Below are 23,655 nucleotides of genomic sequence, written 5' to 3'. Positions count from 1 at the left end.
AGGTTCCGCGATTGGAAGCAGGCCTCGGGAGCTGAGTTTTATCCCAAACGATTTGAGCGAGAACAGAACGCTCGACGCAAGTACCTGGATACGGTAAACGGATTTGACACCGAGGGTGTCGACATTAGGGATTTGATGGCAGGGAGGGTTGATTTAAATGATCCAAGAGTTAACGGATTGTGGGCCGAGTAGGACATATCCCGTCTACTACCTCGAGGACGCAATGAACAACCTCGGCGACTGCTTTGACTATGCCGTAAACGACTATGGAGCAGAAGGATCAGAAGTCGCTGAGCTCTTTTGTTTGAGCGGCGTGGCCCGTGAGTTTGAACGTGGAAACGCATGGGTCGTATCGGGAAAATCGGGTGTTGAGTTATTCGCACTCATTGCCGAAAGGTCTGGTTACCAAGCGGGGTCGATGCCAGATCGTTCCTATCGATTTGAGAAGACACCGGAATACTGGACGGGCTGGATATTGGCGTATCTACAATGGCGTCTAGGAGAGCCTTTTGAAAACCTGCTGCATGTTGTTCCGTTTGATGTGCTGTGCGGCCTGTACTACCCCTGGCACGAAGCCTCGGAGGAACGCGTGGCGCGTCTTGTATGCGATATGGCGAAGAAAATACCTCGTCAAACCAAGTTGGCGCTGGCAAGAAAGAGGATCAAGAAAACCCAACAAGACCTGGCATACGAATCGGGCGTATCACTCCGCTCAATCCAAATGTACGAACAGCGCCAGAGAAACATCAATGCAGCCTCGGTAACAACCGTAAGGGATATGGCAAAAGTCCTACACTGCAACATCGAAGACCTCCTAGAGCCAGTCTTCGAATACAAAGAAATCAGCGCTGCGTAAAACGGGCATATTGCCAAGGCCCATTACAAGAAAGTGCTCCATGCCAGCAAAAGCCCCCACCAATAAAAGCGGCTTAAAGGGCCGAAATCGTATGAATGGCATTGCGACTTCCAAATGGGCTGACTGCTGCTTGAAAAGCTATAGAAATAGGGGCCGGCTTAACGGCCCCAAGCATCGCATAAATGGTATTTACGTTGTATCAACTATTTCTTGTTTTTAAACCATTTGCAGATACGCCAAATAACCACTCCGATGAGAATCCAAACGAGAGCGATTGTAATGTCTGAGTGTGCAGGAATAGGGGTCATCGAACTTCCTCAATTGATGTGAGTCTAGTTTGCATAGGTGTGGAGCGTGCTGCCTTCCATGGTCGCTTGCAACACGGCGATACCGGACGCCATCCCCATCGATTCATAATTGAGTCGATATGTCGCCTGCTTAGAGTTCCATTTAAAGGACTCGTTTGTTACCGTGCAACCGAAAGTTGAATAGTTTTGTCCCCAAGCGCTGGTAATGAGCGAGTTCGCTATCTTGATCTTGAATTCGCGATAAATAACAGGACTGTTGTAATAGATAGTCCAAGTTCCAGATGCGTTGTTGTAGTAACTGTCCCATATCAGGCTGGGTTCATTGGTTTTTTTAATTCCTATTACTGCAACGGTCCCATCCTTAAGCTTGATTTGATGAGACTGCTCGGGACCTTTCGTTAAATCAAAATCTTGGGTTGCGCCAGAAATTGCGACAGCATCGCTTTCTGCAGCATAAGCAGTCGAAGGGCTAAACGAGAAACATATCGGTAATATCAAAAGTATCGAGAGGAAAAACGAAGCTTTGAGTGTGCGTAACACTTTGACCACCTCCATACTGCGATGCTTAATTAATAATAGCATAGATAAACAGTTTAGAGTAAGTTGCATGTACGCAATGCAACTTGTACGGTTTTTGCCCGCAGAGAGATAGGCCTTGCAAACGACATGCGGCCTGAAATACGATGGCGCCTCCCCTGATAACAATCCGCAGATCGAATTGCCCCGTCGCTCGAAGCGCACGACGGGGCAATTCATGATCGAGGACGTTTTCAGGGGAGGCCCCAAGGGGACCGGTGAGGGCAATGAGGCAGGGCGCTACAGGTACTCGATTTGAGCGCCCTCGGTGTCGCACGTCAGAATATGCGTCTCACACCTGGGGAACTGCTCGCGCAGCTTGACCTGTAGGAACTTCGCCACGATGGTGTCATCGGTCACAGCCATGAGAGTCGAGCCCGAACCGCTGATCCAGATGGTCTTGGCGCCCCCGTTAAGGCAGGTGTCGCGCACGGCGTTGTAGTCGGGGATGAGGCGGCGGCGATAGGGCTCCTGGATGCGGTCGTCGTTGGCGGCGGCAATCAGGTCAAGGTCGCCGGTCTCCAAGCCGCGCGTCATGCCGGCGATGCGGCCCATCTGCCACACGGCGGTGGAGAGTGGAACCTCCTGCGGCACGACCTTGCGCGCCTCACTCGTGTGTACCTCGTAGGGCGGAATCACGGTAATAAAACGCAAGCGATCGCTCACCTCGTAGCGCAGGCACTGGGGCAGCGAATCGGTCGGCGTAAAGGAACAGACGGCGCCGCCCAGGATGGCGGGAGCGACGTTATCGGGATGGCCCTCGACCTCGGTGGCAATGCGGACGAGCTCGGCGCGATCGACGGTGTGGCCCGTCAGCGCGGCGGCTGCCATAATGCCGGCGACGACGCAGGTGGAGCTGGAGCCCAGGCCGCGGGCGACGGGAACGTCAGTCTGAATGTCGATGGCGACGGGAAAGGCCGGTTCGCCCCATGCGGCCAGTGCATCGACAAAGCTGACGTAGACCAGGTTGTTCTCATTTTGGAACTCCTCGGGGCAGCCCGTGATGGTGAGCTTATCGGCGCGCTCGAAGGTAAAGTGCGAGTAGAGGCTGACGGCCATGCCGAGGGTGTCGTAGCCGATGCCTAGGTTTGCGCTGGTTGCTGGGACGGTGATCTTGATCATGTGGGTCCTCCTGGCGTGCCTGGCCGTTTAGTTCGCTGCTCGGACAGTCCTGCGCAAGACGGAAAGCACATTAAGTGCTTTCCTTTGCGTGCGGAACTCGCGACGAACTAAACAGCCAGGCACGCTGTGCGCGTTCGTCATCATCCCGGGGGTTATCTGATGAAAGAAGGTGCGCCGGCTTTCGCCGGCGCTTAATAAGGGATCTAGTTGGTGCTCATTCGTTTTGCTGCAGACTCGACGTAGCTTGCCATCTCATCGACGTCGCAGACGTCTTCGAAGCGGACGGGTTTGGACTCGAGTTCGGCGAGCTGGGTCGGGGCGACCGTGTTGGTGGCCTGCTCGAGCACACGCATAGCCTCAAAGTCGTCCTTGGGAACGTCGAGGCCCAGGGCGTCGCAGCAGGCGCGCGGGAACTTGTAGGGGCTGGCGGTCGAAAGCAGCACGCGGGCCTTGGCTCCCTCGGCGGGAGCGACCTTTTCAAAGACGTGATAGCCGCAAGCGGTGTGCGGATCGATTACGTAACCGTTCGCATCCCAGCAGCTCTTGATGGCAGCGCGGACCTCGTCCTCGCTGGCCCAGCCGCAGCCAAAGACGCTCTGAATCTTTGCCAGCAGGTCGGCGGGAACATCGTAGCGACCAGTCTGTGCCAGTTGCTCCATAAGGCCGGCAACGAGCTCGCAGTCGCCATCGGACAGGAAGTACAGCATACGCTCCAGGTTTGAGCTGATGAGGATGTCCATCGACGGCGAGATGGTCGTGAAGAACGGACGGTTGCGGTCGTAGACGCCGGTGGTCAGGAAGTCGGCCAGCACGTTGTTCTTGTCGCTCGCAACGATGAGCTTAGCGACGGGCAGGCCCATGCGCTTGGCATAGTAGCCGGCCAGAATATCACCAAAGTTGCCGGTCGGCACGCAGAACTCCACGGCGTCGCCTGCCTCGATGGCGCCGGCGCGTAGCAGCTGCGCATAGGCGGCAAAGTAGTAGACGACCTGCGGCACCAGGCGGCCGACGTTGATGGAGTTGGCGCTCGAAAGCACGGTGCCGGTGGCCTCCAAGCGCTCGGCAAGCTCCTTATCGGCAAAGATGCGCTTGACGGCGCTCTGGGCGTCGTCAAAGTTGCCGCGGATGCCGCAGACGGCGACGTTGTCGCCCTCCTGTGTGGACATCTGCAGATTCTGCACGCGGCTGACCTTGCCTTCGGGATAAAAGACGGTGATGCCCGTGCCCGGGGCGTCGGCAAAGCCGGCGAGCGCGGCCTTGCCCGTGTCGCCCGACGTGGCGGTGACGATCATGATGCGCTCGGCGCCGCCGTCCTTGGCGGAGGTGCGGGCCATGAGGCGGGGGAGCATCTGCAAGGCGACGTCCTTAAAGGCGCTCGTGGGACCGCCAAAGAGCTCCATCACATAGGTTTGAGGAGTGTCGGTGCCCGGCGCTACGTCGAGTTTGACGAGCGGCGTGACCTCATCGCTTGCAAACGTACCGCGGTAAGCCTCATTCACACAGGCCGAAATTTCTTCGTCCGTGTAATCGTTCAGTAACATTCCCAACACATCTTGAGCGATTTCAAAGTACGATTTATCGGCAAGCGAGCTGATATCGACCTGTTGGATGCCCAGCTCGTCCGAGACAAACAAACCTCCGTCGGGAGCGATGCCGGTACGGATTGCCACCTTACTTGAGCACGATAAAGTGCGTCCTCGTGTACTATGATAAGTTCCCATATAACACTGCTCCTCGGATGCCTTGGTCCCAATCGGTGAACCCATGGTATCAGAGCACGCAAAACAGGTTTGCAGAGGCTTTAAGAAAGGTAACCTCCAGCCCATGATAAAAATTGCCAAGTTTGGCGGCTCGTCGGTCGCCGACGCCGAACACTTCAAGAAGATCAAGGCCATCGTCGATGCCGACCCTGCCCGCCGTTTTGTGGTGGTTTCCGCCTGTGGCCGCCGCTTTAAGGGCGACACCAAGGTGACCGACCTGCTCTATCTGGTTAACGCGCACGTTAAGTATCACGTCTCGTGTGAGGAGCTGCTCGAGGACATTGGCCAGCGCTATTTTGATATCGCTGACGAGCTGGAGCTCACCTATCCCATCCGCGAGGAGTTTGCAGCCTTTGCCGAGCGCGCCCGCTCGGGCGGCTACTCCACCGAGGAGCTCGTGAGCCGTGGCGAGTACTTTACCGCCCGCCTGATGGCCGAGTACCTGGGCCTGCCGTTCTTGGACGCCGCGACGGTCGTAGCGTTCCATCACGACGGTACGCTCAGCATGAACCGCACCTCCGAGCTGGTGCAGGAGTACGGTCAGCAGGGCGGCTTTGTTATGCCCGGTTTTTACGGCGCGACGCGAGAGGGCCAGATCAAGCTGCTCGACCGTGGCGGCGGCGATATCTCGGGCTCGATCCTTGCCAAATGCCTGGGCGCCGACCTGTACGAGAACTGGACCGACGTCTCGGGCTTTTATTCTGCCGATCCGCGTATTGTTCCCGAGGCTCAGCCCATTGCGCGCGTTACCTACGAGGAGCTGCGCGAGCTTTCGTACATGGGCGCAAGCGTCCTGCACGAGGAGGCCGTGTTTCCCGTGCGTGAGGCGGGTATTCCGCTGGTCATCAAGAACACCAATGCGCCGCAGGACCCCGGCACCATCATTAGCGAGACGGCTGACGAGGGTGAGGCCGAGCCCATCATTACCGGCGTGACCGGCAAGCGCGGTTTTGTCGCCATCAACGTGGCTCGCGACCGCACCAAGCCCCGTGTTGGCTTTATGCGCCGTGCGCTTTCGGTCTTCGAGCGCTATGACGTTTCCGTCGAGCACATGCCCACCGGTGTGGACCGCTTTGGCGCCGTAGTGCAGGAGCAGGACGTGCACGACTCGCTGTACTCGCTCGTGGGCGACATTCAGCAGGAGGTTGAGCCGCTTGAGATCGAGGTTGTCGAGGGCTTGGCGCTTATCGCTACCGTTGGCCGCAACCTGCGTGGTCGTGCTGGCATCTCTGGCCACCTGTTTGGCATGCTTGGCCAGGCCGGCGTGAGCGTGCGTATGATTTCGCAGAGCTGCGATGAGATCAACATCATCATCGGCGTGGAGGAGAAGGACTTCGACCTGGCGATTCAGACCATTTACCGTGCCTTCTCCGACGAAAACGGCATTGTGAAGGTCTCCGACCTGGAGGCTTCCGCGCCGGTCGATCCCGCCCTGGCCGCGCTCCACAAATAGCTGACATCCCGGTGATGTTTTTGGGACATGTCTCATAAATCTACGGCGGGGCGTTTCGTTTCGGTTTCGTCTCGACGGGGCGGGTTTCGTGTCCGCCCCGTTCTTGTATACACTGGCAACAATAATCGGCCTGCTCGTCGTGCGGGCAAAAGCCAAAACCTTTAAAGGGGGAAGCATGAAACAGTACACGGTTGCTATTTTGGGCGCGACGGGAGCCGTGGGCACCCAGATGCTCGAGTGCCTCAACGAGCAGGAGTTTCCGGTTGGCAAGCTCAAGCTGCTGGCGAGTGCGCGTTCTGCGGGCAAGACCGTCGAGTTCCGCGGCGAGCAGATCGTGATTGAAGAGGCTTGTCCCGAGGCCTTTGAGGGCTGCGATATTGTGCTTGGCGCCGCCGGCGATGCCATCGCAAAGGAGCTGCTGCCCGAGGCCGTTAAGCGCGGCGCCGTCGTGGTCGACAACAGCCATGCCTTCCGCATGGATCCCGAGGTGCCGCTGGTCGTGCCCGAGATCAATGCCGACGATATCAAGTGGCATCACGGCCTTATCGCCAATCCCAACTGCGCGACCATTATCGGCCTGGTTCCCACGTGGCCGCTGCACCAGCTCGCCGGTGTCAAGCGCATGATCGTCTCGACGTATCAGGCGGCTTCGGGTGCCGGCGCTCCCGGTATGGCCGAGCTCGAGGCTCAGCTGGCCGCCCTGGGCCGTGGCGAGGAGATTCCCGAGCCGCGCGCGTTTGCCGCCCAGCTGGCGAGCAACCTGATTCCGCAGATCGGCGGTGTCAAGGAGGAAGGCTTTACCTCCGAGGAGATGAAGCTGCAGAACGAGGGCCGTAAGATCATGCATCTGCCCGAGCTGCGCGTGAACTGCACCTGCGTGCGCGTGCCCGTGCTGCGTTCGCACTCCGAGAGCATTACGCTCGAGTTTGAGCGCGATATTACGGTCGAGGAGGCCCGTGCTGCGCTGGCTGCCGCTCCCGGCGTCAAGCTGGTTGACGACATGAGCGCCGAGGATGCGCACGACCGCTTCCCCATGCCGATGGATACGTCCGACCAGGATCTGATTTGGGTCGGCCGCGTGCGTCGCGACATCTCGAACCCCGAGGCTGCGCGCGGCATCACCTTCTGGTGCTGCGGCGACCAAATCCGTAAGGGCGCGGCGACCAACGCCGTCCAGATCGCTAAGCTGCTCTGCGAGTAGTGTGACCTGTCCGGCGGGGGCCGGGCTGAGCTTTCAAAACGTCCTCGACCATGTGTGGCGCCTTGCCCTGCTCCTTCGGAGCCGCGGACAAGGCGCCACACTGGTCTGCGGAGTGTTCTGAAAACTAAGCCCGGTCCCCGCCTGCGGTGACGCTGCTGCGAGCGGTCTGCGATGGGGCCGTTGTTGATTGAGGCCGCTGGGCTGATGTGGGGGCACACGGTTGTTGCGGGCCCTGGTCCCGGCGGCGGCCTCGGCGCTTTGCGCCTGCCGCCTTTGGGGACTGTGGAGCGCGGCCGGGAGCCGCGGCGCGCTGCGCCTGCTGCCTGGGGTGACTTTGGGGTTAGTGCGAATCGAAGGTGAATGGTTTCCCGGGAAGTGAACGGCCTATTTTGGACCCTTGAAGCATCGGCATATTTTGGCCGCCATTTCCTGCGGTTTTATCGCATGAATCCTGCTGTTTTGCAATCAAAAAATGCGGATGCTTCGGGGCTCTAGTTTTACTCGTTCACTTCTCGGAAAACCATTCACCTTCGTTTTTGCCGGACATCGTTTTGGGCGTTTTGACTCGGTATCGGTCGATATTGAGAGGGAAAACGCCCTCCCTTGGACAATCAGTCTGTCCGGACGTATCTGCGGGGGTTGTCTGCACAGTTCGCGGTATGATGTTTGCGAAGTTTTGAAAGGAGCCGCCGGTGGTCACGACGACGTTTGCTTCGCCTTTGGGCGAAATCCTGCTTGCCGCTGATGGCCGCGGTTTGACGGGGCTTTGGTTTGAGGGGCAGGAGCACTTTGGCTCTACGCTTCTTCGGGAAGACTCCGAACGTGTTGCAGGCGCCGATGCGGTTTCCGGTACTGGTGGCATGTCGTCGGTAGGTCCGGCAAATGGCGCGGCTTCTTCGGTGCTTGAGCGTTCTTGGGCTTGGCTGAATGCTTATTTTGCGGGGCAGGAGCCTCGGTTTACGCCGCCGTTGCATATGATTGGCACGGCGTTTCAGCGTGAAGTTTGGTACGAGCTGCTTTCAATTCCGCGTGGCGAGGTTGCTACGTATGGCGAGATTGCGCTTCGTGTCGCCGCCCGCCACCGGGTTCCGGGGAATGAGGACCCTGTTGTGTCTCCTCGTGCGGTGGGGGCTGCGGTTGCGCGTAATCCCATTTCGGTCATCGTGCCATGCCATCGCGTAGTTGCCGCCGATGGTTCGCTCAACGGATATGCCGGCGGCCTCGACCGCAAGGAGTGGCTGCTTCGGCTTGAGGGCGCGTACGAAGAATAACGTTCGAGCATTTTGCATAGCCAAGACGCCGTGAAAGAACGGGACGCGCTGTCCGAATGGAGACTCAGACGGAAACCACGTCCCGGAATTTCGTTTTAAAGCGGGGTGCGCTTTCCGAATGGCGTCCCAAGCGGAAACCGTGTCCCGGAATACAGCCTCAGAGCGGGACGCCGTTTCCGGTTGAGACCACCTGCTTGGACATCTTTCTACGCCCGTTTCTGCAGGGCGTAGATCGATCTGTCCATGTTGAACAGATAAGCCACGACGCAGACGATGAAGAACGCCGGCAGATTACCGAAACCGAAGACCTCGCAGCCAATAAGGATGGGTGCGAGCAGCGTATTGGTGGCGCTGCCAAAGACGGCGGCGTATCCCAGCGTGGGAAACAGCGCGCGGTATTCCATGCGTCCTGCGACCAGTACTTCGATAGCAAAGACCGTGGCGGCGAGTGGCGTTCGAAAGAGCCCGGCAAAGCCGGCAGCCATGCCAATACGCAAAAACGTGTTGCCGGGGTCTCGGAAAGGCAGGCGTCGGCCGATCCAATGTGAGATGGTGGCGCCGATCTGCACCGCTACGCCCTCGCGTTCCGCACTGCCACCAAAGAGGTGCGTTCCCCACGCGCTCAGCATAACGAGCGGCACCAGGCGCGGGGAGATGGCGTCTTCGCGCCCGTGGCCTACGTCGAATACCAGGCTCATGCCCCGATCGGTGCCTTTGCCCCAGGTGCGGTAGGCAAATACGATGGCCAAGCCCATGAGGGCGAAGAAGGGAAGGAGCAGGGTGATGTGCTCGTCGCGGAGGGCGCCGATCGCCAGGAGCACGCGACCAAAGAGGGCACAGATGGCGCCAACGATAACTCCGACGGGGATCCCGACGGCACCCATAAGCACGAGACCGTTATAGGTGTTGAGCAGGCGTTTGATTCTGCTCAAAGCGCTGCTTTCTGACATTTTGCTTTCCGACACTTGCTCTCTTGATATAAAAAGAGCTGGAGTTGCGCATCGTTGAGAGGCTTTCCAGCTTTAGTATTACAAGATTATAAGATGCGGTAGCCTGCGTCAAGGAAACTGCCGGATGACCTTGGAGTGGCTGGTTGACTGGCCTAAAACCTGATGCGCGGGGCAGCGTTCCACGCTATTCAGCGCGCTTGATAGGATGACGAACCACGGTCTTAAGTTTCTCCGGTGCACATTTGCGTGGATCGGAGAGATAGATTTCGTGGTGTAAACGGGTGTCTGAGAAGTCGGGGACATAGCCCTGCTCGGCCGTGTATTCATGCATGGCGTTTACGGTTGCCGGCTCGCTGTCATAGGGTCCGGTATGCATGCATTGAACGCAGAGACCCTCGTCAACTTTAAGCAGCTCGACGGCGGAAAAGTCCAGTTTCTTTTTGGTCGTGGCTTCCGCGACTGCCCAGTCAAAATCATCTCGGCTGACGAAATCGGGCAGGCGGATGCACGAGATAAAGTTGAAATCGTCCTTGCGTACATAATCGATGTCGCCGCTCGGGGAGTCTTGCCACCAGAAACCCTCGAGCGGCGGTACCACAAAGTCGAAATAGCCCTCGATACTCCTTGAGCCTTTCTTCGACATCTTGACGGTATAGGCGATGCCGTAAAGCAGCGGCAGGGCGTTTTGATACTCGCCACCTTCAGTATTTGGGTCGCCCTTTCCGCGAACGGCAACGTAGCTCATAGGCGGGACAGTTACGATACTCGGCTTGCTTGCAGGTTTGTAGAGCTCCTTGTATTCCTTCTTAAAGTCGAACGCCATGTTGGCCGCCTTTCTGCGTATTGGCCTGCTTAGATAACGGAATCATATCATAGAAACAAACATCTGTTCGAATGATTTGGCTGACAGATTGAGATACGTGCGTTGTGTTTGGCGGTCGGCCTGACCCCGTCGATGATTTCTCTGCCTTCCCGGCTCCTCATCTATGACTGCCGTTTCCCCATATAAAACCTGCCAAAATGAACCTGTCCCTTTTTGGTTGGTGCGAAATGGGTAATACTAAAGAGTTATCCGACCAGATGGGAACCGATCGATGGCCTATATCGAATTCAAAGACGTCATCAAAGCATACGGCGAGGGCGATGCCCGCATTCATGCACTCGACGGCGCGAGCTTTACGGTCGAGCGTGGCGAGCTCGCCATCATTCTGGGTGCTTCGGGTGCCGGGAAGACCACGGCGCTCAATATCCTGGGGGGCATGGATACGGTAACCTCTGGCACCGTGACGGTGGACGGGCGCGATGTGAGCGCCGCCAACGAGGCGCAGCTCGTGGAATATCGCCGCGCTGACGTCGGCTTTGTCTTCCAGTTCTACAATCTGGTCCCCAACCTGACGGCGCTCGAAAACGTCGAGCTCGCAGCTCAGATCTGCCCCGATTCGCTCGATGCCGAGCAAACGCTTTGCCAGGTTGGTCTGGGCGAGCGCCTGGGCAACTTTCCGGCACAGCTTTCGGGCGGCGAGCAGCAGCGCGTGTCCATCGCCCGTGCACTGGCCAAGAACCCCAAGCTACTTCTGTGCGACGAGCCCACGGGTGCACTCGATTACAAAACCGGCAAGCAGATTTTGCAGTTGCTGCAGGACACTTGTCGCAAGCAGGGCATCACGGTCATTATCATCACCCATAACTCCGCGCTGGCGCCCATGGCCGATCGCCTGATTCGCTTTAAGAACGGTCGCGTGGAGAGCGAGACGGTCCAGCAAAATCCCGTGCCGATCGAGACGATTGAGTGGTAGCGCCCATGGATCAGGACCGCCAAAACAGCCAACGCCGCGACGCGCAGAACACGGAGCGCGAGCAGGATTTTACGACCTATCGCACCGCCCAAAGCTCAAACGACATGGTACCGACGGTTTTTCGCCGTGGCATCTACCGCACGATTCGCGGCAGCCTCAAACGCTTCTTGTCTATCGTCGTGATCACCGCGCTCGGCGTGAGCGTGATGTGCGGCCTTAAAGCGGGTTGCGAGGACCTGCGCGATTCGGTCGACGCCTATTTTGACCAGCAGAATGTCTATGACATTAACGTACAGTCGACCTATGGCCTTACGCGCGACGATCTTGCGGCCATTCAAGAGGTCGACGGCGTCGAGACGGCCGAGGGCATCTACACCGAGACCGCCTACACCGCCGTGGGTACTGCGCGCGAGCGCGTAGTCGTGCAGAGTCTTTCCAAGGAGAATATCGATCAACCGGTGTTGGTGAGCGGCGATTTGCCCGAGAGCGCCGGTGAGGTCGCGGTGACTTCGAAGTTCTTGAAGGCTTCGGGCAAGAAAATCGGCGATACGGTGAGTTTTGCCGCCAATGACGCGAGCTCGTCGAACCAAAGCGCCAAGGATCAGTTTGCCGCGGGCGATTATACCATTACGGCCGAGGTTCTCGATCCCACCGACGTGAGCTCCGACTCGACGGTCAACGCCTTTCGCGCTGCTTCGGCGGCGGACTATAAGTTCTATGTGAGCGAAGACGCCGCGACATCTTCTTCCTACTCCGCTGCCCACGTGATCGTCGAAGGATCCAAGAGTCTCAACTCCTATTCGGATGCCTACACGGCAAAGATCAATGAGGTCAAGGGCAATATCGAGAAGATCCGCGAGGAGCGTGAGAAGGCGCGCGTTCAGGAGCTGACGGTCGACACGCCGGCAAGCTTGGATGCGGCCGAGCGCCAGACGAATATGCTCTTTGGGATTGAACAGCGCAACATTGACCGTATGGCCGAGGGCAGCGACGAGCGTGCGCAGGCGCAAGCCGACCTGGACCAGCGCCGTGCCGCCGCCGACCAGCAGTTTGCCGATGCCCGCGCCGACCTCTCTGACCTGGGCGAATGCACCTGGTACATCCAGGACCGCGGCAATATCGCAAGCTGCTCGAGCGTCGAGAGCGATAGCTCGTCAATTGAGGCCATCGCCACGGTGTTCCCGTTCATCTTCTTTATCGTCGCCGTGCTCATCAGCCTCACCACCGCCACACGTATGGTCGAGGAGGAGCGCACGCTCATTGGTCTGTACAAGGCGCTCGGCTATTCGCGCGGGCGTATCCTGTCCAAATATGTGGACTACTCGCTGTGGGCGTGTCTGATTGGCGGCGTGCTCGGCAACATCATCGGATTCGTGGGCCTGCCGCTGTTCCTGTTTACGGTGTTCGACGACATGTACTCACTGCCCCAGATGCTGCTTTCGTACGACATCGTGTCGTCGATCGTGTCGGTGGCGCTGTTTGCCGTGGGCGTGGTGGGCGCCACGATTATCGCCTGCCGCCACGAGATGGCCGAGACCCCAGCCTCGCTCATGCGCCCCAAGGCCCCGCGCGCCGGCTCGCGTATCTTGCTCGAGCGTATCAGCTTTATCTGGCGCCGCATGGGCTTTTTGAACAAGGTGGCAGCGCGTAACCTGTTCCGCTACAAAAAGCGCGCCTTTATGACCATCTTTGGCATCGCGGGCTGTACGGCGCTTGTGATCTGCGGTATGGGCATCCGCGATACGTCGGTCGCGCTTTCGCCCAAGCAGTACGGACATATCACGCGTTATGACCTGCTGGCGGTCGCCAACCCCGATGACTTTACGCAGGCGTGCGCGGCGCTCGATGAGCGCAGCGCGGCCAATGATTCCAACGTGACCGTGACTTCGACGCTGCCGATTATGACCGACAACGTCACCTTTACATTCGGCGGAAAGAGCGAGACCGTGCAGCTGATCGTGGTGCCCGATGACCGCACGAACGATCTGGACAACTATGTTCGCCTTGAGGATGAGTCCAAAGAACCGCTCACCCTGCGTGACGGGGATGTGTATCTGAGCAAGAGCTCTCAGCTGGTGCTGGGGATCAAACCGGGTGATACGGCGCACGTCCAGGATTCGTCGCTCAATGTTGCCAAGGTTAAAGTCAGCGACATTTCGCTCAACTATCTGGGCAACACGCTTTACATGACGCAGGGCACCTATGAGCGCGCGTTTGGCCGAAGCGCACGCCTTAACGGCATCCTTGCGCTGCTTAAGGGCTCGTCGGCCGATCAGATTGCGTTTGCCAACCGTCTTAAGAGCGATGGGTGGATTACGCTGTCGAGTACCGCCGAGCATTGGGAAAACTATGAGGCAAACTTTACGATTATCAATTCGGTCGTGGTACTTGTGACCTTTATGGCGGCGTGCCTGTCGTTTGTGGTGGTGTTTACGCTGTCTAATACGAATATTTCGGAGCGCGAACGCGAGCTAGCGACCATCAAGGTACTGGGCTTTCGCCGTGGCGAGGTGCACCATTACGTCAACAAGGAGACGTTGATTCTTACGGCGATTGGAGCCGCACTGGGCGTACCGCTGGGCGGCTTGCTGGCCGAGAGCTTTACCTACATTTTGCAGATGCCGTCGCTGTACTTTGACGTTGAGGTCGAGCCGCTGAGCTACGTGCTATCCGTGCTGCTGGCCTTTGCCTTTACGTTTATCGTCAACCTCGCTACCAATCGCACCCTCAATAAGATCGACATGGTCGGCGCCCTCAAGAGCGCCGAGTAACCTACTAAAAAGGGACAGGTTTATTTTGGCAGGTTTTATCTGGGCAAACGCCGGACAACCATTAGGTGGCCCGGCGTTTGCCCCGTTTTGCTGGGGATGTTTGTTGCTTGTCGTTCAGTGCTCTTACTGGCCAATCCAGTGTTGCGCATAGCTCTTAATGTCCTCGGTAAAACCGTCAAGGTCGTCAAGGGTGATCACGCTGTCGATAAGCAAATTGGCTATCTCGCGGTGCATTGTGCTGCGGCGAATGTCGTTTGCAATTACGCCTGAGGACAGCTTGTCTCCATTGAGGCGCTCTCCTAGTGCCCAAAATCTACTGGACGCTTCGCTGTCATCGTTCAGCATCTCAACGTACTGGCCGATGAGCTTTTCCATATAACGTTCTTGCCATTGAGGAAGCATTTTCTTAAACAGCTTCCAGTCGCTTTCGGCTACGTCGCGCATATGTCCTCCGCTCGTCAAACGGGCTTTCCATTTGCCTTTCATTCTATTTGGTTTTCGTTTGCAGGCGTGGATGAGAGGCTCTCTTTAGCCTTCGAGACTGGGCTTGAATGGATTGTATGCCACAATACGGGCCTATCTACTACGTTTAATTGGATACCGTCAACCATGCCGGGAAAACGAAAATTAAAACTGCAGGTAGAGGGCTTGTCAATTGTCGGAAAAGGCGGGTATGGTCGGCCCTCTCGAGTTAAACGTAGTAAATAGGCCCTTTTCTTGGCGTGCGGTCAGCTCAATGCTAATCTCCGTGCCGGAACTGACCCAGTTGTTTGTAAGTTGCGGTGATATACGGACTGTTTGGCGCTTTGGAGCCTCAAAACAGTCCCTATATCACCGCAACTTGGAAGGGCGGGCGGTGTCGGATGAGTGGCGCTGGCTGGTTGGGGCGGTTTAGGCCTGCTTGCGGCACTTCCATTGTTTGCGACACCAGCGCATGAGCGCCTTTACGATGGGAATCGTGATGAGGATGATCCATGCAGGATGGGGCTGTCCCAGGCAAAGCCACATATAGAGAAACCATGCAATGGCGGATGCTGGGTAAACGCCGTCAATCAGCTTGGACGGGCGGCGTCGATCGATAAAGTCGCCAAGCGCGTAATAGACGGGAATCAAAAAGACGAGGAAGAGTCCCGTAGCCCATGTGCCGTAGACAATGCCGAGCACCAGATAGGCGAGAGTGACAAGTGCGGGAAAGGGAAACTTGTTCCATGCACGTCCGACCTTGGTGTGGAAATACTTGCCATAATGGTCGAGCTTGTCGTGTGCTTCCTTCCAGCTGGAAAACGTCTCGCCGTCGATGGTGACGGTGCCGTCGTCATTGGTACGCACGCTATGTCCATCGTCCTCAAGCGTATCGATATGCACGCCGCCCGGCCCCACATACACCTCTTCGCCCTTGCGCTTGTTGGTCACATGGATGCCGCTCCAACCAACATGGACTTCCTCGCCTTTATTGGGATCAATGACGTGGATACCGCGCGCGAGGGAAATATCGACAAGTGGTTTGTCGCCGCAATCGGCGTGCTCGGCAGAATCCTCAGCCTCGTCAGCCACATCCGCCGTCTCGGTGTCGGCGTTACCGTCCTCCAGGTCTTCGGTATCATTGGCCGCTTTCCCATACAACAGCTCATCTAGCGACACGCCATACAGCGCGGCGAGCGCAATAAGGTTATCGGTATCGGGCGAGGATTCGCTGCGCTCCCATTTACTGACAGCCTGGCGGCTTACACCCAGCTGGGCGGCAAGGGCCTCCTGAGAAAGACCGGCAGCTTTGCGGCGATCGACGAGGCGCTGTGCCATCGCAAGATCCATGGTGGTTCCTTTCGTGTGGTGACCGTAATCGAATGAGCCGAGTATGCCGAGAACAACCGGTAGCAACTACCATTTCTAGTTAGAATCTGCCCCAACCCTACCGCAACTACCGGTAGCAACCATCATGACCAGCCATTTTAGGACAAATGTCAGTGCAAGTAGCAGCCAAGATCCCCACTCAGTAAGTTGCGGTGGAATAGTTCCTAAAATCAGCCATTTGCGGGCTAAGCAGGAACTATTTCACCGCAATTGAATTTCAGCCCAGGCACCTGTAGCAAGAAGACGAATAGCCTCGGCGAGTATGTAGACGAAGGGCCCTCCGACCCCGTCCGACGATTTCGATTGGCGACCTTTGACGGAGTCAAGGGAGGAGCCAAATCGAAATCGTCGGGCGGGGTCGGAGGGCTCGATGGGATGGATTTCGGCCGAGGCTATTCTTCGCCGAAGCTGATGCCCAGCGCCTTGGCCTCGCGCACCAGATCGCTCTGGGGGTCGACAAACTTGAGCTTACCGGCGACCTCCTCGAGCGGCATGTGGCACATCTTGCCGTCACGCAGGGCGATCATGTAGCCAAACTCGCCGCGCAGGCAGCCAAGCGCCGCCTCGACGCCGCACTGGGTCGCAAAGATACGGTCCTGGGCATCGGGCTGGCCGCCGCGCTGCGTGTGACCGGGGATGGCGACGCGGGTCTCGCGACCGGTCTTGGCCTCAATCTCCTTGGCGATGTCGTAGACGATCGACGGGCTCGTACGCTCGGCGAGCTTCTTCTTGTACTCCTTCTTGGGCAGCGCCGCGTCCTCCTTGGAGATGGCGCCCTCGGCGACGGCCACGATGGTAAAGCGGCTGCCGGTTTCCATGCGATGCTCGATGGTCTTGATGACGTTATCCATGTCGTAGGGGATTTCGGGGATCAAGATGACATCCGCGCCGCCCGCGACGCCGGCATACAGCGGGATCCAGCCAACCTTGTGGCCCATGATCTCGATAACGAACACGCGCCCATGGCTCGAAGCGGTGGTGTGAATGTCGTCGATGCACTTGGTGGCGATGTCGATGGCGCTCGTAAAGCCAAAGGTCATCTCGGTGCCCCAGGTGTCGTTATCGATGGTCTTGGGCAAGGCAATAACGTTGAGGCCCTCTTCGCGCAGGCGGTTGGCAGTCTTGGTGGAGCCGTTGCCGCCCAGCATAAACAGGCAGTCGAGCTGCAGCTTGTGATAGGTGTGGACCATCGCGGGCACCTTCTCGACGCCGTCGGCCTCGGGAATGTCCAGACGCTTGAACGGTGTGCGGCTCGTGCCCAGGATAGTGCCGCCACGGGTGAGGATGCCGCTAAAATCGGCGGGCGACATGACGCGGAACCTGCTGTAGATAAGGCCCTGGTAGCCGTCCTCAAAACCGTAGATCTCGATAGGCTCTTCGCTATTGGTTATGAGCGTTTTGACGATGCCGCGCATGGTGGCGTTGAGCGCCTGGCAGTCGCCGCCACTAGTAAGAAGACCGATCCTAAGCATTATGAATCCTTCCGGGCAAGTTATAACATGCGCATAAGTTTACCCCCGCACACTGTTGATGCGGGGGTAAAACGTGTTAGCTCAAATGTATAGAAATGTAAGCAACGTCAGACGAGCGTAAGGACGACGGTGTCAGCTCCTTACAGCGCGAAGGCGTCGATGTTGCCCCAGTGGCGGCGCAGCGTGATGGCGGCGGCGGGCTCGGTGTTGTCAAAGACGACCGACCATTGCGTATTGCTGGTGATGTCTTCCGGATCGGGTTCTTGCGCCGCAGCGCGTAGGGCCTTCCAAGCGACTGCCTCGTCCTGGGCACCGACATGGGCGTCAAGGACATCGGCGATTGCGACGGCGCGCTCTTTACCATGGCCCAGCTCGCCATTCTTTTGGTTGGGCAGCACTTCGTCACCATAGCAGGCGTAGAAGTTCGTAACCTGTCGTACAGGAGTCGCTTTGAAAGCGCGGTCCGGATCGTGCGGATCCCACTCTACTACGCGCGCGTCACCGGCGGCGTCGTTGATAAAGAAGTGGTAATCGCGTCCGGCCATGGCGTGCATGTCGTAGGCAGAAAGCAGGTCGACGGCCTCCTGCGTGGTAGCCGCGCGGTCGAGCACCAGGCGGATGGCGAGCGAAGTGTTGATGACGGGGCGCTGCGTGTCCTGGTCACAGGGTTTGGAATCCAGGGTGAGCACAGCAATGGATACGCCGCATTCGTTAACACCGTCGAGCTGGGCAAACGGGCCCATGAGTGCGGCGGCACGTCCGGCGACGGAGTCAAGCGGAGTATTATCGCCCAGGTTGTTAAGGGCCGCAAAACCGATGGAGGCATAGCCGCCGCGCGGGTGATTGCGCACCAGCAGCGCCGAGGTGTCGTCCTTAAAGTCGTAATTGCGACCGGTGCGCACGCGGCCTTCGGCATCTACGGCGACAAAAGCGCTGCAGGCAAACTGGGGCGCCTGGACATGTGTCGGCACACCGGGCAGCACCTGCGCCACCACGGCATCGATGTAGGCCTGGTCGTCGCGCACATCGGCTGCGATGATGCGGTCAAGGTCGTAGTCGTAGGCGATGTCGATGCCGTACAGGTCATAGCCGTCTGCGTAGCCCGTCAAGCGTTTGAGCGACGCGGCGGACTTGATTTGCTTGCGGTAAACGATGCCGGCGGCAGCGGCAAGGCCGACGGCGACGCCCGCGACACCGCAGGCGATGGCAATGTTACGTGGCTTCATGACGGCTCCTCTCGTCCTGTTAGCGCAATTGTCGCAAAAGGAGCGCGGGCATGATGGCTCAACTTGGTGAGCGGTGTGGAATTAAGCACGGAATGAAGCGTGCGGCTCTGGCGTGGCGGGGTATGCTGGAGGGGACCATCAACCCAGCGAAAGGGGAGAGCATGACGGATCAGGAAGCGCCCGAGCGCGTGCACGTGACGGCCGACGATATCGAGGCTGCCAACGACCTTATCGACTTTATCGAGGCATGCCCCAGCATGTTCCATACGGCGGCGACCATTATGGCCGAGCTCGACGAGGCGGGCTTTACCTACCTGCCCGAGAACGCGGCGTGGGATATCGAGCCGGGCGGGCGTTATTACACGCAGCGCAACACCTCGAGCGTCATCGCCTTTAAGGTGGGCGAGGACTTGGCCGCAACGTGGGGCGAGGACGGCGTTGCCGGCGACTATCATTTTCAGCTCACGGCGTCGCACAGCGATTCGCCGACGTTTAAGGTCAAGGCCGTGCCCGAACTCGACGGTGCAGGCGAGACGCTGCGCCTAAACACCGAGGCCTACGGCGGCATGATCGACTACACCTGGTTCGATCGCCCGCTGGCGCTCGCGGGCCGCGTGTTGGTGCGCGAAGGCGACCGTATTGAGAGCCGCCTGCTTGCCACCGAGCGCGAGGTCGCTATTATCCCGAGCCTTGCCATCCATATGAATCGTGGCGTTAACGAGGGCTTTGCGCCCAACCGAGCCATCGACCTGTGCCCGCTCATCAGCGCCGGCGACCTTAAGCAGGGCGACTTTGACGCCCTGATCGCCGAAGAGCTGGATGTTGAGCCCGAACAGATTTTGGGCCGCGATCTGTTCCTGGTCAATCGTCAGGATGCGCGCATTTGGGGCTGGGCCGACGAGTTTATCTCGACGCCCAAGCTTGACGACCTGGCCTGCGCCTACACCTCGCTGCAGGCATTTTTGGATGCCGAGAATGCGCATGACATCTCGGTCTTTTGCTGCTTTGATAACGAGGAGGTCGGCTCCGAGACCAAACAGGGCGCCATGTCGACGTTCTTGGCCGACGCGCTGCGCCGCATCAACGGATCGCTGGGCTTTGACGACGAGTCGTACCATCGCGCCCTTGCCGCATCGATGCTCGTGAGCTGCGACAACGCACATGCCGTGCATCCCAATCATGCCGAAAAGTGCGATGCCCGCAATCAGGTGGTGCTCAACGGCGGTATCGTCATCAAGGAAGCCGCCAACCAGCACTACTGTACCGATGCCTTTAGCCGCGCGGTGTTCCAGGCCATCTGCGATGACGCCGACGTGCCCACGCAGGCCTTCGCCAACAAGAGCGATATGGCCGGCGGTTCTACCCTGGGCAATCTGTCCAATATGCAGGCGAGTATGCATGCTGTGGACGTGGGCCTGCCGCAGCTTGCCATGCACTCAAGCTACGAGACCGGCGGCGTACGCGACGTGATGTACGCCATCCGCGCCCTCACCGCCTTCTACGAGCGAAACCTAACCATCAACGGCGCCGAAAGCGTGGGGCTCTAAAACCTACTAAAAAGGGACAGGTTTATTTTGGCAGGTTTTATCTGGGAAAATGCCGCAATGCCAACAGCTGGACGGAATTGTTAAGACACCGCTGGTCGAGCAAACGTCAGCGAGCGACGTCCAGAGCGAACAAGTTGGCATGAAAAAAGGCGAGGCATTGACCTTCTGGTCATGCCTCGCCTTTTGAATGACAAATTGTCGTTCTGGACGTTGCGCAGCGTCGGCCGGTCCGCCGTTCGTAAGAACGGCGGAACCTAAAGGTGCAGTGTGCCTCGGCGGCTTTTTGTGTACAGAGTACAGCTAATGCTTGTAAATGCTATACATGCTTTACGTATCTACCATAGAGTTTTATGATAGTTTTGAAGTGTTAAGGAGGGGTCATGACCACAACAGCCGCTCAGATCAACGTACGTCTCGATCCCGATCTTAAAAGGAGTGGGGACGCCGCTCTCTCTAGGGCCGGTATGACGCCGAGCCAAGCGGTGCGTGCGCTCTGGCAACTTGCGGCATCTCTGGCTGATCGGCCCGGCGCGCTCCAGGACATCCTTTCGCCTGGTCGTGCCCGGGCGGAACAGCGCGAGCGAGAGAAAGCCGCCAAGCACAAGCTCGAGCTCATGGATCAGGGGTCGAAGCTGTTCGCTGCCGCTTGCCGTGAGTCGGGAATCGATATGGTCAAGGCTCAGCCGTCGGACGACGAAGAGCTCAAACGGAATGTCTATGCGGATCGCTATGGCGAGGAGATGAGCTGGCTCTATGAGTGAGGCTCCAAAGCGCATCTTGGTTGACACCAATGTCTGGCTTGATTATTTCATCCCTTCACGACGCGGTCGTTCGGCGGCAATTGAGTTTTTGCGTGATGCGTGTACGGCTCAGGCTGAGCTGATGTATGCGGCGACATCGTCCAAAGACCTGTTCTATTTGATTTCAAGCGAACATAAGGCATGGTATCGGCGAGAGCACGGTTCGCTGTCTCAAGATGCCGCTTCGGCGGCGACATCACTTGCATGGGATTGTCTTGATGTGTTGTCGCAACTTGCTACGCCCGTGCCCTGCGATCTGAGCGACATATGGATGGCGAGTAAGCAGCGTAAGCTCCATAGCGATTACGAAGACGATTTAATCATCGCGGCAGCGATGCGCGCAAAGACAGACCTTCTGGTCACCAACGATGTCAAGCTCTGCTCGCATGCACCAGTCGCCGCAATGAGTGTAGAAGACGCAAAGAATTACTTAGCAACGCTCTAGCAATTTGAAGACCCTACAGGTCAAACAAAAGTCAGCGAGAGCCCGCCAGAGCGAGCAAGGTGACGTGAAAGAGGAGGGCATTGACCTTCTGGTCATGCCCGACGATTGAACGTCAGATTGCCGCTCTGGCGGGCTCGCAGTGTCGAGGGGTTCCGGCGTTTGGCAAAACGCCGGAACAAATTAGTGTTCGATCCAACAACGTAAAGTTTCGCCGGCCTGCAGATGACGCAGATTCTCCGCGGCGATGTCGACGACGTTGTTGAGTGTGGCCTCCAGGTGGAACCAGCCGGAAACGTGCGGTGTGATGAGCATGTTGGGCGCATCCCACAGCGGGCTCGTAGCGGGTAGCGGCTCGGGGTCGGTGACGTCGACCGCGGCGCCGGCGAGATGTCCCGACTCCAGAGCGGCAGCCAAATCGTCGGCAACCACAAGATCGCCGCGGCCACCGTTGGCAAAGAAAGCGCCCGGCTTCATTGCGGCGAAGAACTCGGCGTTCGCCAGGCCGCGCGTCTCGGGCGTGCTGGGCAGAAAGGATGCGACAATGTCAGCCTCGGCCAGGCGCTCGGACAGGGCGTCCATGCCGTCCATGTCCTCAAACACAATGGGGTAGACGAGTGGATGGCGCTTGATGCCGCGGACGTGTGCGCCCATGCTGCGGCAGAGCGCGGCAAAGTGGCCGCCGATATCGCCCGCGCCCAGCACCAACACGTTGGCATTTTTGAGCGAGGTGACCGGGCCCAAGTCCTCCCAGCGATGCTCGCGCTGCAGGTCCTGGTAGCCGGGCAGGCGCTTCATCATTGACAGCACCATGGCAAACATGTGCTCGCTTACGGCCTGACCGTAGGCGCCCACCGAGCAAGACAGCTTGGCGTCGGCCGGCACGGTGCCGGCGGTAAGGTAGTCGTCATAGCCGGCGGTCTGCAATTGCAACAGCTGGAGATGCTCGCATGCCGTGAGCATGGCGGGGTCGATATTGCCGAGAATCACATCGGCATCGGCGACCTGCTCGCGCGTGACGGCATCGTCGCTCGTATAGATAAAGTCCTCTCCCGGAGTACTCGATTCAAGAATCGCGCGGTGATGATCGTTCACGGGCAGCAAAACCAAGATGTTCACAAACAGTCCTCTCCGCTCGACCTGCCAAAAAGGGACAGGTTTATTTTGGCAGGTTTTATCAGGCAAAACGTCAAAATTAAACGCCGGATGCAAGGCGGGTTTGCCCACTAGCATCCGGCGTCCATGCAGCTACCAGCTCAGCAGCTCGTAACCGTCCTCGGTCACCACGAGCTGCACCTCGCACTGGGCCGAATCGCTGCCGTCCTTGGTGCGCACGCACCAGCCATCGCCCTTGCTGATTTTAATGTCGGGCGCTCCGGCATTGACCATAGGCTCGATGGTAAAGACCATACCCGGAGCCATGATGGTGTCCACATCGGGCGCCTCGGTGGTAAAGCCCACAAACGGGTCCTCGTGGAACTCCTTGCCAATGCCGTGTCCGCCGTACTCGCGCACCACGCTAAAGCCGGCGTCCTCGACGGTCTTCTGCACGGCCTCGGCCATAACGGAGAGCGGCAGCCACGGCTTGACGGCTGCCAAACCCGCTTCCACGCTGGCGCGGGTGACGTCGACCAGGCGCTGGCGCTCGGCAGAGACCTCGCCGATGCAGAACATGCGACTCGAGTCGCTAAAGTAGCCGTCCAAGATCGTGGAGCAGTCCACGTTGATGATGTCGCCCTCGTGCAGCACGTCCGCATCGCAGGGGATACCGTGACAGACCACGTCGTTGATCGAGGTGCACACGCTCTTGGGGTAGCCCTCGTAGTTGAGGTCGGCCGGCGTGCCACCGTGCTCGACGGTGTAGTCGTAGATCATCTGGTCGATCTGGTTGGTGGTCATGCCCGCGGCGATGTGCTCGCCCACGTAGTCGAGCACGCCCACGTTAATGGCAGCCGAGCGCTTGATGCCCTCGATGTCGGCAGGCGTCTTGTAGAGCGTGCGGGGCAGAACCTCCCAGCCCTCCTCCCACAGGCGCTCGAGGCGCTCGTCGAAGGCGCTGTGACATTTCTTATATTTCTTGCCGCTGCCGCACCAGCAGGCGTCGTTGCGGCCGGGCACAGGTCCCTTGTCAAACATGGCTAACTTCCTTTCATCCGCAGCTAGTATAGCCCACCTGCAGAGCAGCTAATTTGGGACGGGGCTATTTTAGCTACCCCGGCTGATAGCGCGATGGTTAGGCTGATTGACGGCCAT

Annotated in this window: 20 protein-coding genes; 9 read left to right on the top strand and 11 right to left on the bottom strand. The window is 58.4% G+C overall.

Translation table 11 applies throughout. The features are described 5' to 3' along the window. Positions 1-223 precede the first annotated feature (223 nt). On the top strand, positions 224-856 hold the full coding sequence (locus SFLMC1_RS08690; protein WP_152073326.1) for a helix-turn-helix transcriptional regulator: 633 nt from the start codon (positions 224-226) through the stop codon (positions 854-856). 332 nt (positions 857-1,188) lie between these two features. Here the strand turns inward: SFLMC1_RS08690 and SFLMC1_RS08685 are convergent, their stop codons facing one another. From SFLMC1_RS08685 to thrC, 3 genes are all read right to left on the bottom strand, one after another. Further along, positions 1,189-1,719: a DUF5626 family protein gene (locus tag SFLMC1_RS08685; RefSeq protein WP_152073327.1), complete on the bottom strand. Its 531-nt coding sequence runs from the start codon at positions 1,717-1,719 to the stop codon at positions 1,189-1,191. Positions 1,720-1,980: 261 nt separating this feature from the next. Further along, positions 1,981-2,862, bottom strand: coding sequence for a homoserine kinase (thrB, locus tag SFLMC1_RS08680; protein ID WP_152073328.1), 882 nt, complete (start codon positions 2,860-2,862; stop codon positions 1,981-1,983). 203 nt (positions 2,863-3,065) lie between these two features. Then, positions 3,066-4,583, bottom strand: a complete 1,518-nt coding sequence (gene thrC / locus SFLMC1_RS08675) for a threonine synthase (RefSeq protein WP_152073329.1) — start codon at positions 4,581-4,583, stop codon at positions 3,066-3,068. A gap of 103 nt (positions 4,584-4,686) precedes the next feature. On the opposite strand from thrC, the gene SFLMC1_RS08670 reads away from it, so the two are divergent. From SFLMC1_RS08670 to SFLMC1_RS08660, 3 genes are all read left to right on the top strand, one after another. Next, positions 4,687-6,075, top strand: coding sequence for an aspartate kinase (locus SFLMC1_RS08670; protein ID WP_152073330.1), 1,389 nt, complete (start codon positions 4,687-4,689; stop codon positions 6,073-6,075). A 175-nt stretch (positions 6,076-6,250) separates the two neighbouring features. After that, positions 6,251-7,276 carry an aspartate-semialdehyde dehydrogenase gene (locus tag SFLMC1_RS08665; protein WP_152073331.1) on the top strand — a complete coding sequence of 342 codons (1,026 nt, stop codon included), beginning with the start codon at positions 6,251-6,253 and terminating at the stop codon, positions 7,274-7,276. Positions 7,277-7,968: 692 nt separating this feature from the next. Next, positions 7,969-8,547 (top strand): methylated-DNA--[protein]-cysteine S-methyltransferase, encoded by a 579-nt coding sequence (locus tag SFLMC1_RS08660; RefSeq protein WP_152073332.1) that lies wholly within the window; start codon positions 7,969-7,971, stop codon positions 8,545-8,547. A 206-nt stretch (positions 8,548-8,753) separates the two neighbouring features. Here the strand turns inward: SFLMC1_RS08660 and SFLMC1_RS08655 are convergent, their stop codons facing one another. Beyond that, the gene (locus SFLMC1_RS08655; RefSeq protein ID WP_222837959.1) at positions 8,754-9,479 is read right to left on the bottom strand and encodes a chloride channel protein; all 726 of its coding nucleotides are present in this window, start codon (positions 9,477-9,479) and stop codon (positions 8,754-8,756) included. A 202-nt stretch (positions 9,480-9,681) separates the two neighbouring features. Next, positions 9,682-10,320, bottom strand: a complete 639-nt coding sequence (locus SFLMC1_RS08650) for a GyrI-like domain-containing protein (RefSeq protein ID WP_152073334.1) — start codon at positions 10,318-10,320, stop codon at positions 9,682-9,684. Between the two features lie 271 nt (positions 10,321-10,591). Between SFLMC1_RS08650 and SFLMC1_RS08645 the strand changes: the two genes are divergently transcribed. Next, a complete protein-coding gene (locus SFLMC1_RS08645; protein WP_152073335.1) occupies positions 10,592-11,293 on the top strand; it encodes an ABC transporter ATP-binding protein in 702 nt (233 codons plus the stop codon). A gap of 5 nt (positions 11,294-11,298) precedes the next feature. Continuing rightward, on the top strand, positions 11,299-14,064 hold the full coding sequence (locus SFLMC1_RS08640) for an ABC transporter permease (RefSeq protein ID WP_226814193.1): 2,766 nt from the start codon (positions 11,299-11,301) through the stop codon (positions 14,062-14,064). A 123-nt stretch (positions 14,065-14,187) separates the two neighbouring features. Here the strand turns inward: SFLMC1_RS08640 and SFLMC1_RS08635 are convergent, their stop codons facing one another. The 4 genes from SFLMC1_RS08635 to SFLMC1_RS08620 all read right to left on the bottom strand — a co-directional run bounded on the left by SFLMC1_RS08635 (position 14,188) and on the right by SFLMC1_RS08620 (position 18,613). Beyond that, positions 14,188-14,508, bottom strand: a complete 321-nt coding sequence (locus tag SFLMC1_RS08635; RefSeq protein WP_152073336.1) for a multidrug transporter — start codon at positions 14,506-14,508, stop codon at positions 14,188-14,190. A 447-nt stretch (positions 14,509-14,955) separates the two neighbouring features. After that, the gene (locus SFLMC1_RS08630) at positions 14,956-15,876 is read right to left on the bottom strand and encodes a helix-turn-helix domain-containing protein (protein WP_152073337.1); all 921 of its coding nucleotides are present in this window, start codon (positions 15,874-15,876) and stop codon (positions 14,956-14,958) included. Between the two features lie 431 nt (positions 15,877-16,307). Then, complete coding sequence (locus SFLMC1_RS08625; RefSeq protein ID WP_152073338.1) at positions 16,308-17,387, bottom strand: 6-phosphofructokinase; 1,080 nt, start codon at positions 17,385-17,387, stop codon at positions 16,308-16,310. A 140-nt stretch (positions 17,388-17,527) separates the two neighbouring features. Beyond that, positions 17,528-18,613 (bottom strand): carcinine hydrolase/isopenicillin-N N-acyltransferase family protein, encoded by a 1,086-nt coding sequence (locus SFLMC1_RS08620; RefSeq protein ID WP_152073339.1) that lies wholly within the window; start codon positions 18,611-18,613, stop codon positions 17,528-17,530. 161 nt (positions 18,614-18,774) lie between these two features. Here SFLMC1_RS08620 and SFLMC1_RS08615 point away from each other — a divergent pair, with 161 nt between their 5' ends. The 3 genes from SFLMC1_RS08615 to SFLMC1_RS08605 all read left to right on the top strand — a co-directional run bounded on the left by SFLMC1_RS08615 (position 18,775) and on the right by SFLMC1_RS08605 (position 21,405). Beyond that, positions 18,775-20,160, top strand: a complete 1,386-nt coding sequence (locus SFLMC1_RS08615; protein ID WP_187323924.1) for a M18 family aminopeptidase — start codon at positions 18,775-18,777, stop codon at positions 20,158-20,160. A 380-nt stretch (positions 20,161-20,540) separates the two neighbouring features. Continuing rightward, on the top strand, positions 20,541-20,921 hold the full coding sequence (locus tag SFLMC1_RS08610; RefSeq protein ID WP_152073340.1) for a translation repressor RelB: 381 nt from the start codon (positions 20,541-20,543) through the stop codon (positions 20,919-20,921). Continuing rightward, on the top strand, positions 20,914-21,405 hold the full coding sequence (locus tag SFLMC1_RS08605; protein ID WP_152073341.1) for a type II toxin-antitoxin system VapC family toxin: 492 nt from the start codon (positions 20,914-20,916) through the stop codon (positions 21,403-21,405). The genes SFLMC1_RS08610 and SFLMC1_RS08605 overlap by 8 nt, the downstream gene beginning before the upstream one ends. A gap of 180 nt (positions 21,406-21,585) precedes the next feature. Here SFLMC1_RS08605 and SFLMC1_RS08600 read toward each other — a convergent pair whose 3' ends face one another. Both SFLMC1_RS08600 and map read right to left on the bottom strand, forming a co-directional pair. Then, positions 21,586-22,521, bottom strand: a complete 936-nt coding sequence (locus SFLMC1_RS08600) for a D-2-hydroxyacid dehydrogenase (protein ID WP_152073342.1) — start codon at positions 22,519-22,521, stop codon at positions 21,586-21,588. Positions 22,522-22,650: 129 nt separating this feature from the next. Further along, positions 22,651-23,538, bottom strand: a complete 888-nt coding sequence (map, locus tag SFLMC1_RS08595; protein WP_152073343.1) for a type I methionyl aminopeptidase — start codon at positions 23,536-23,538, stop codon at positions 22,651-22,653. Positions 23,539-23,655 lie beyond the last annotated feature (117 nt).

Origin of the sequence: Collinsella aerofaciens, from assembly GCF_901212495.1 — a bacterium.
Taxonomy (GTDB): Bacteria; Actinomycetota; Coriobacteriia; order Coriobacteriales; family Coriobacteriaceae; genus Collinsella; species Collinsella aerofaciens_H.
The sequence above is the reverse complement of the archived record's forward strand: the minus strand, read 5'-3'. Positions and strand labels throughout refer to the sequence as shown.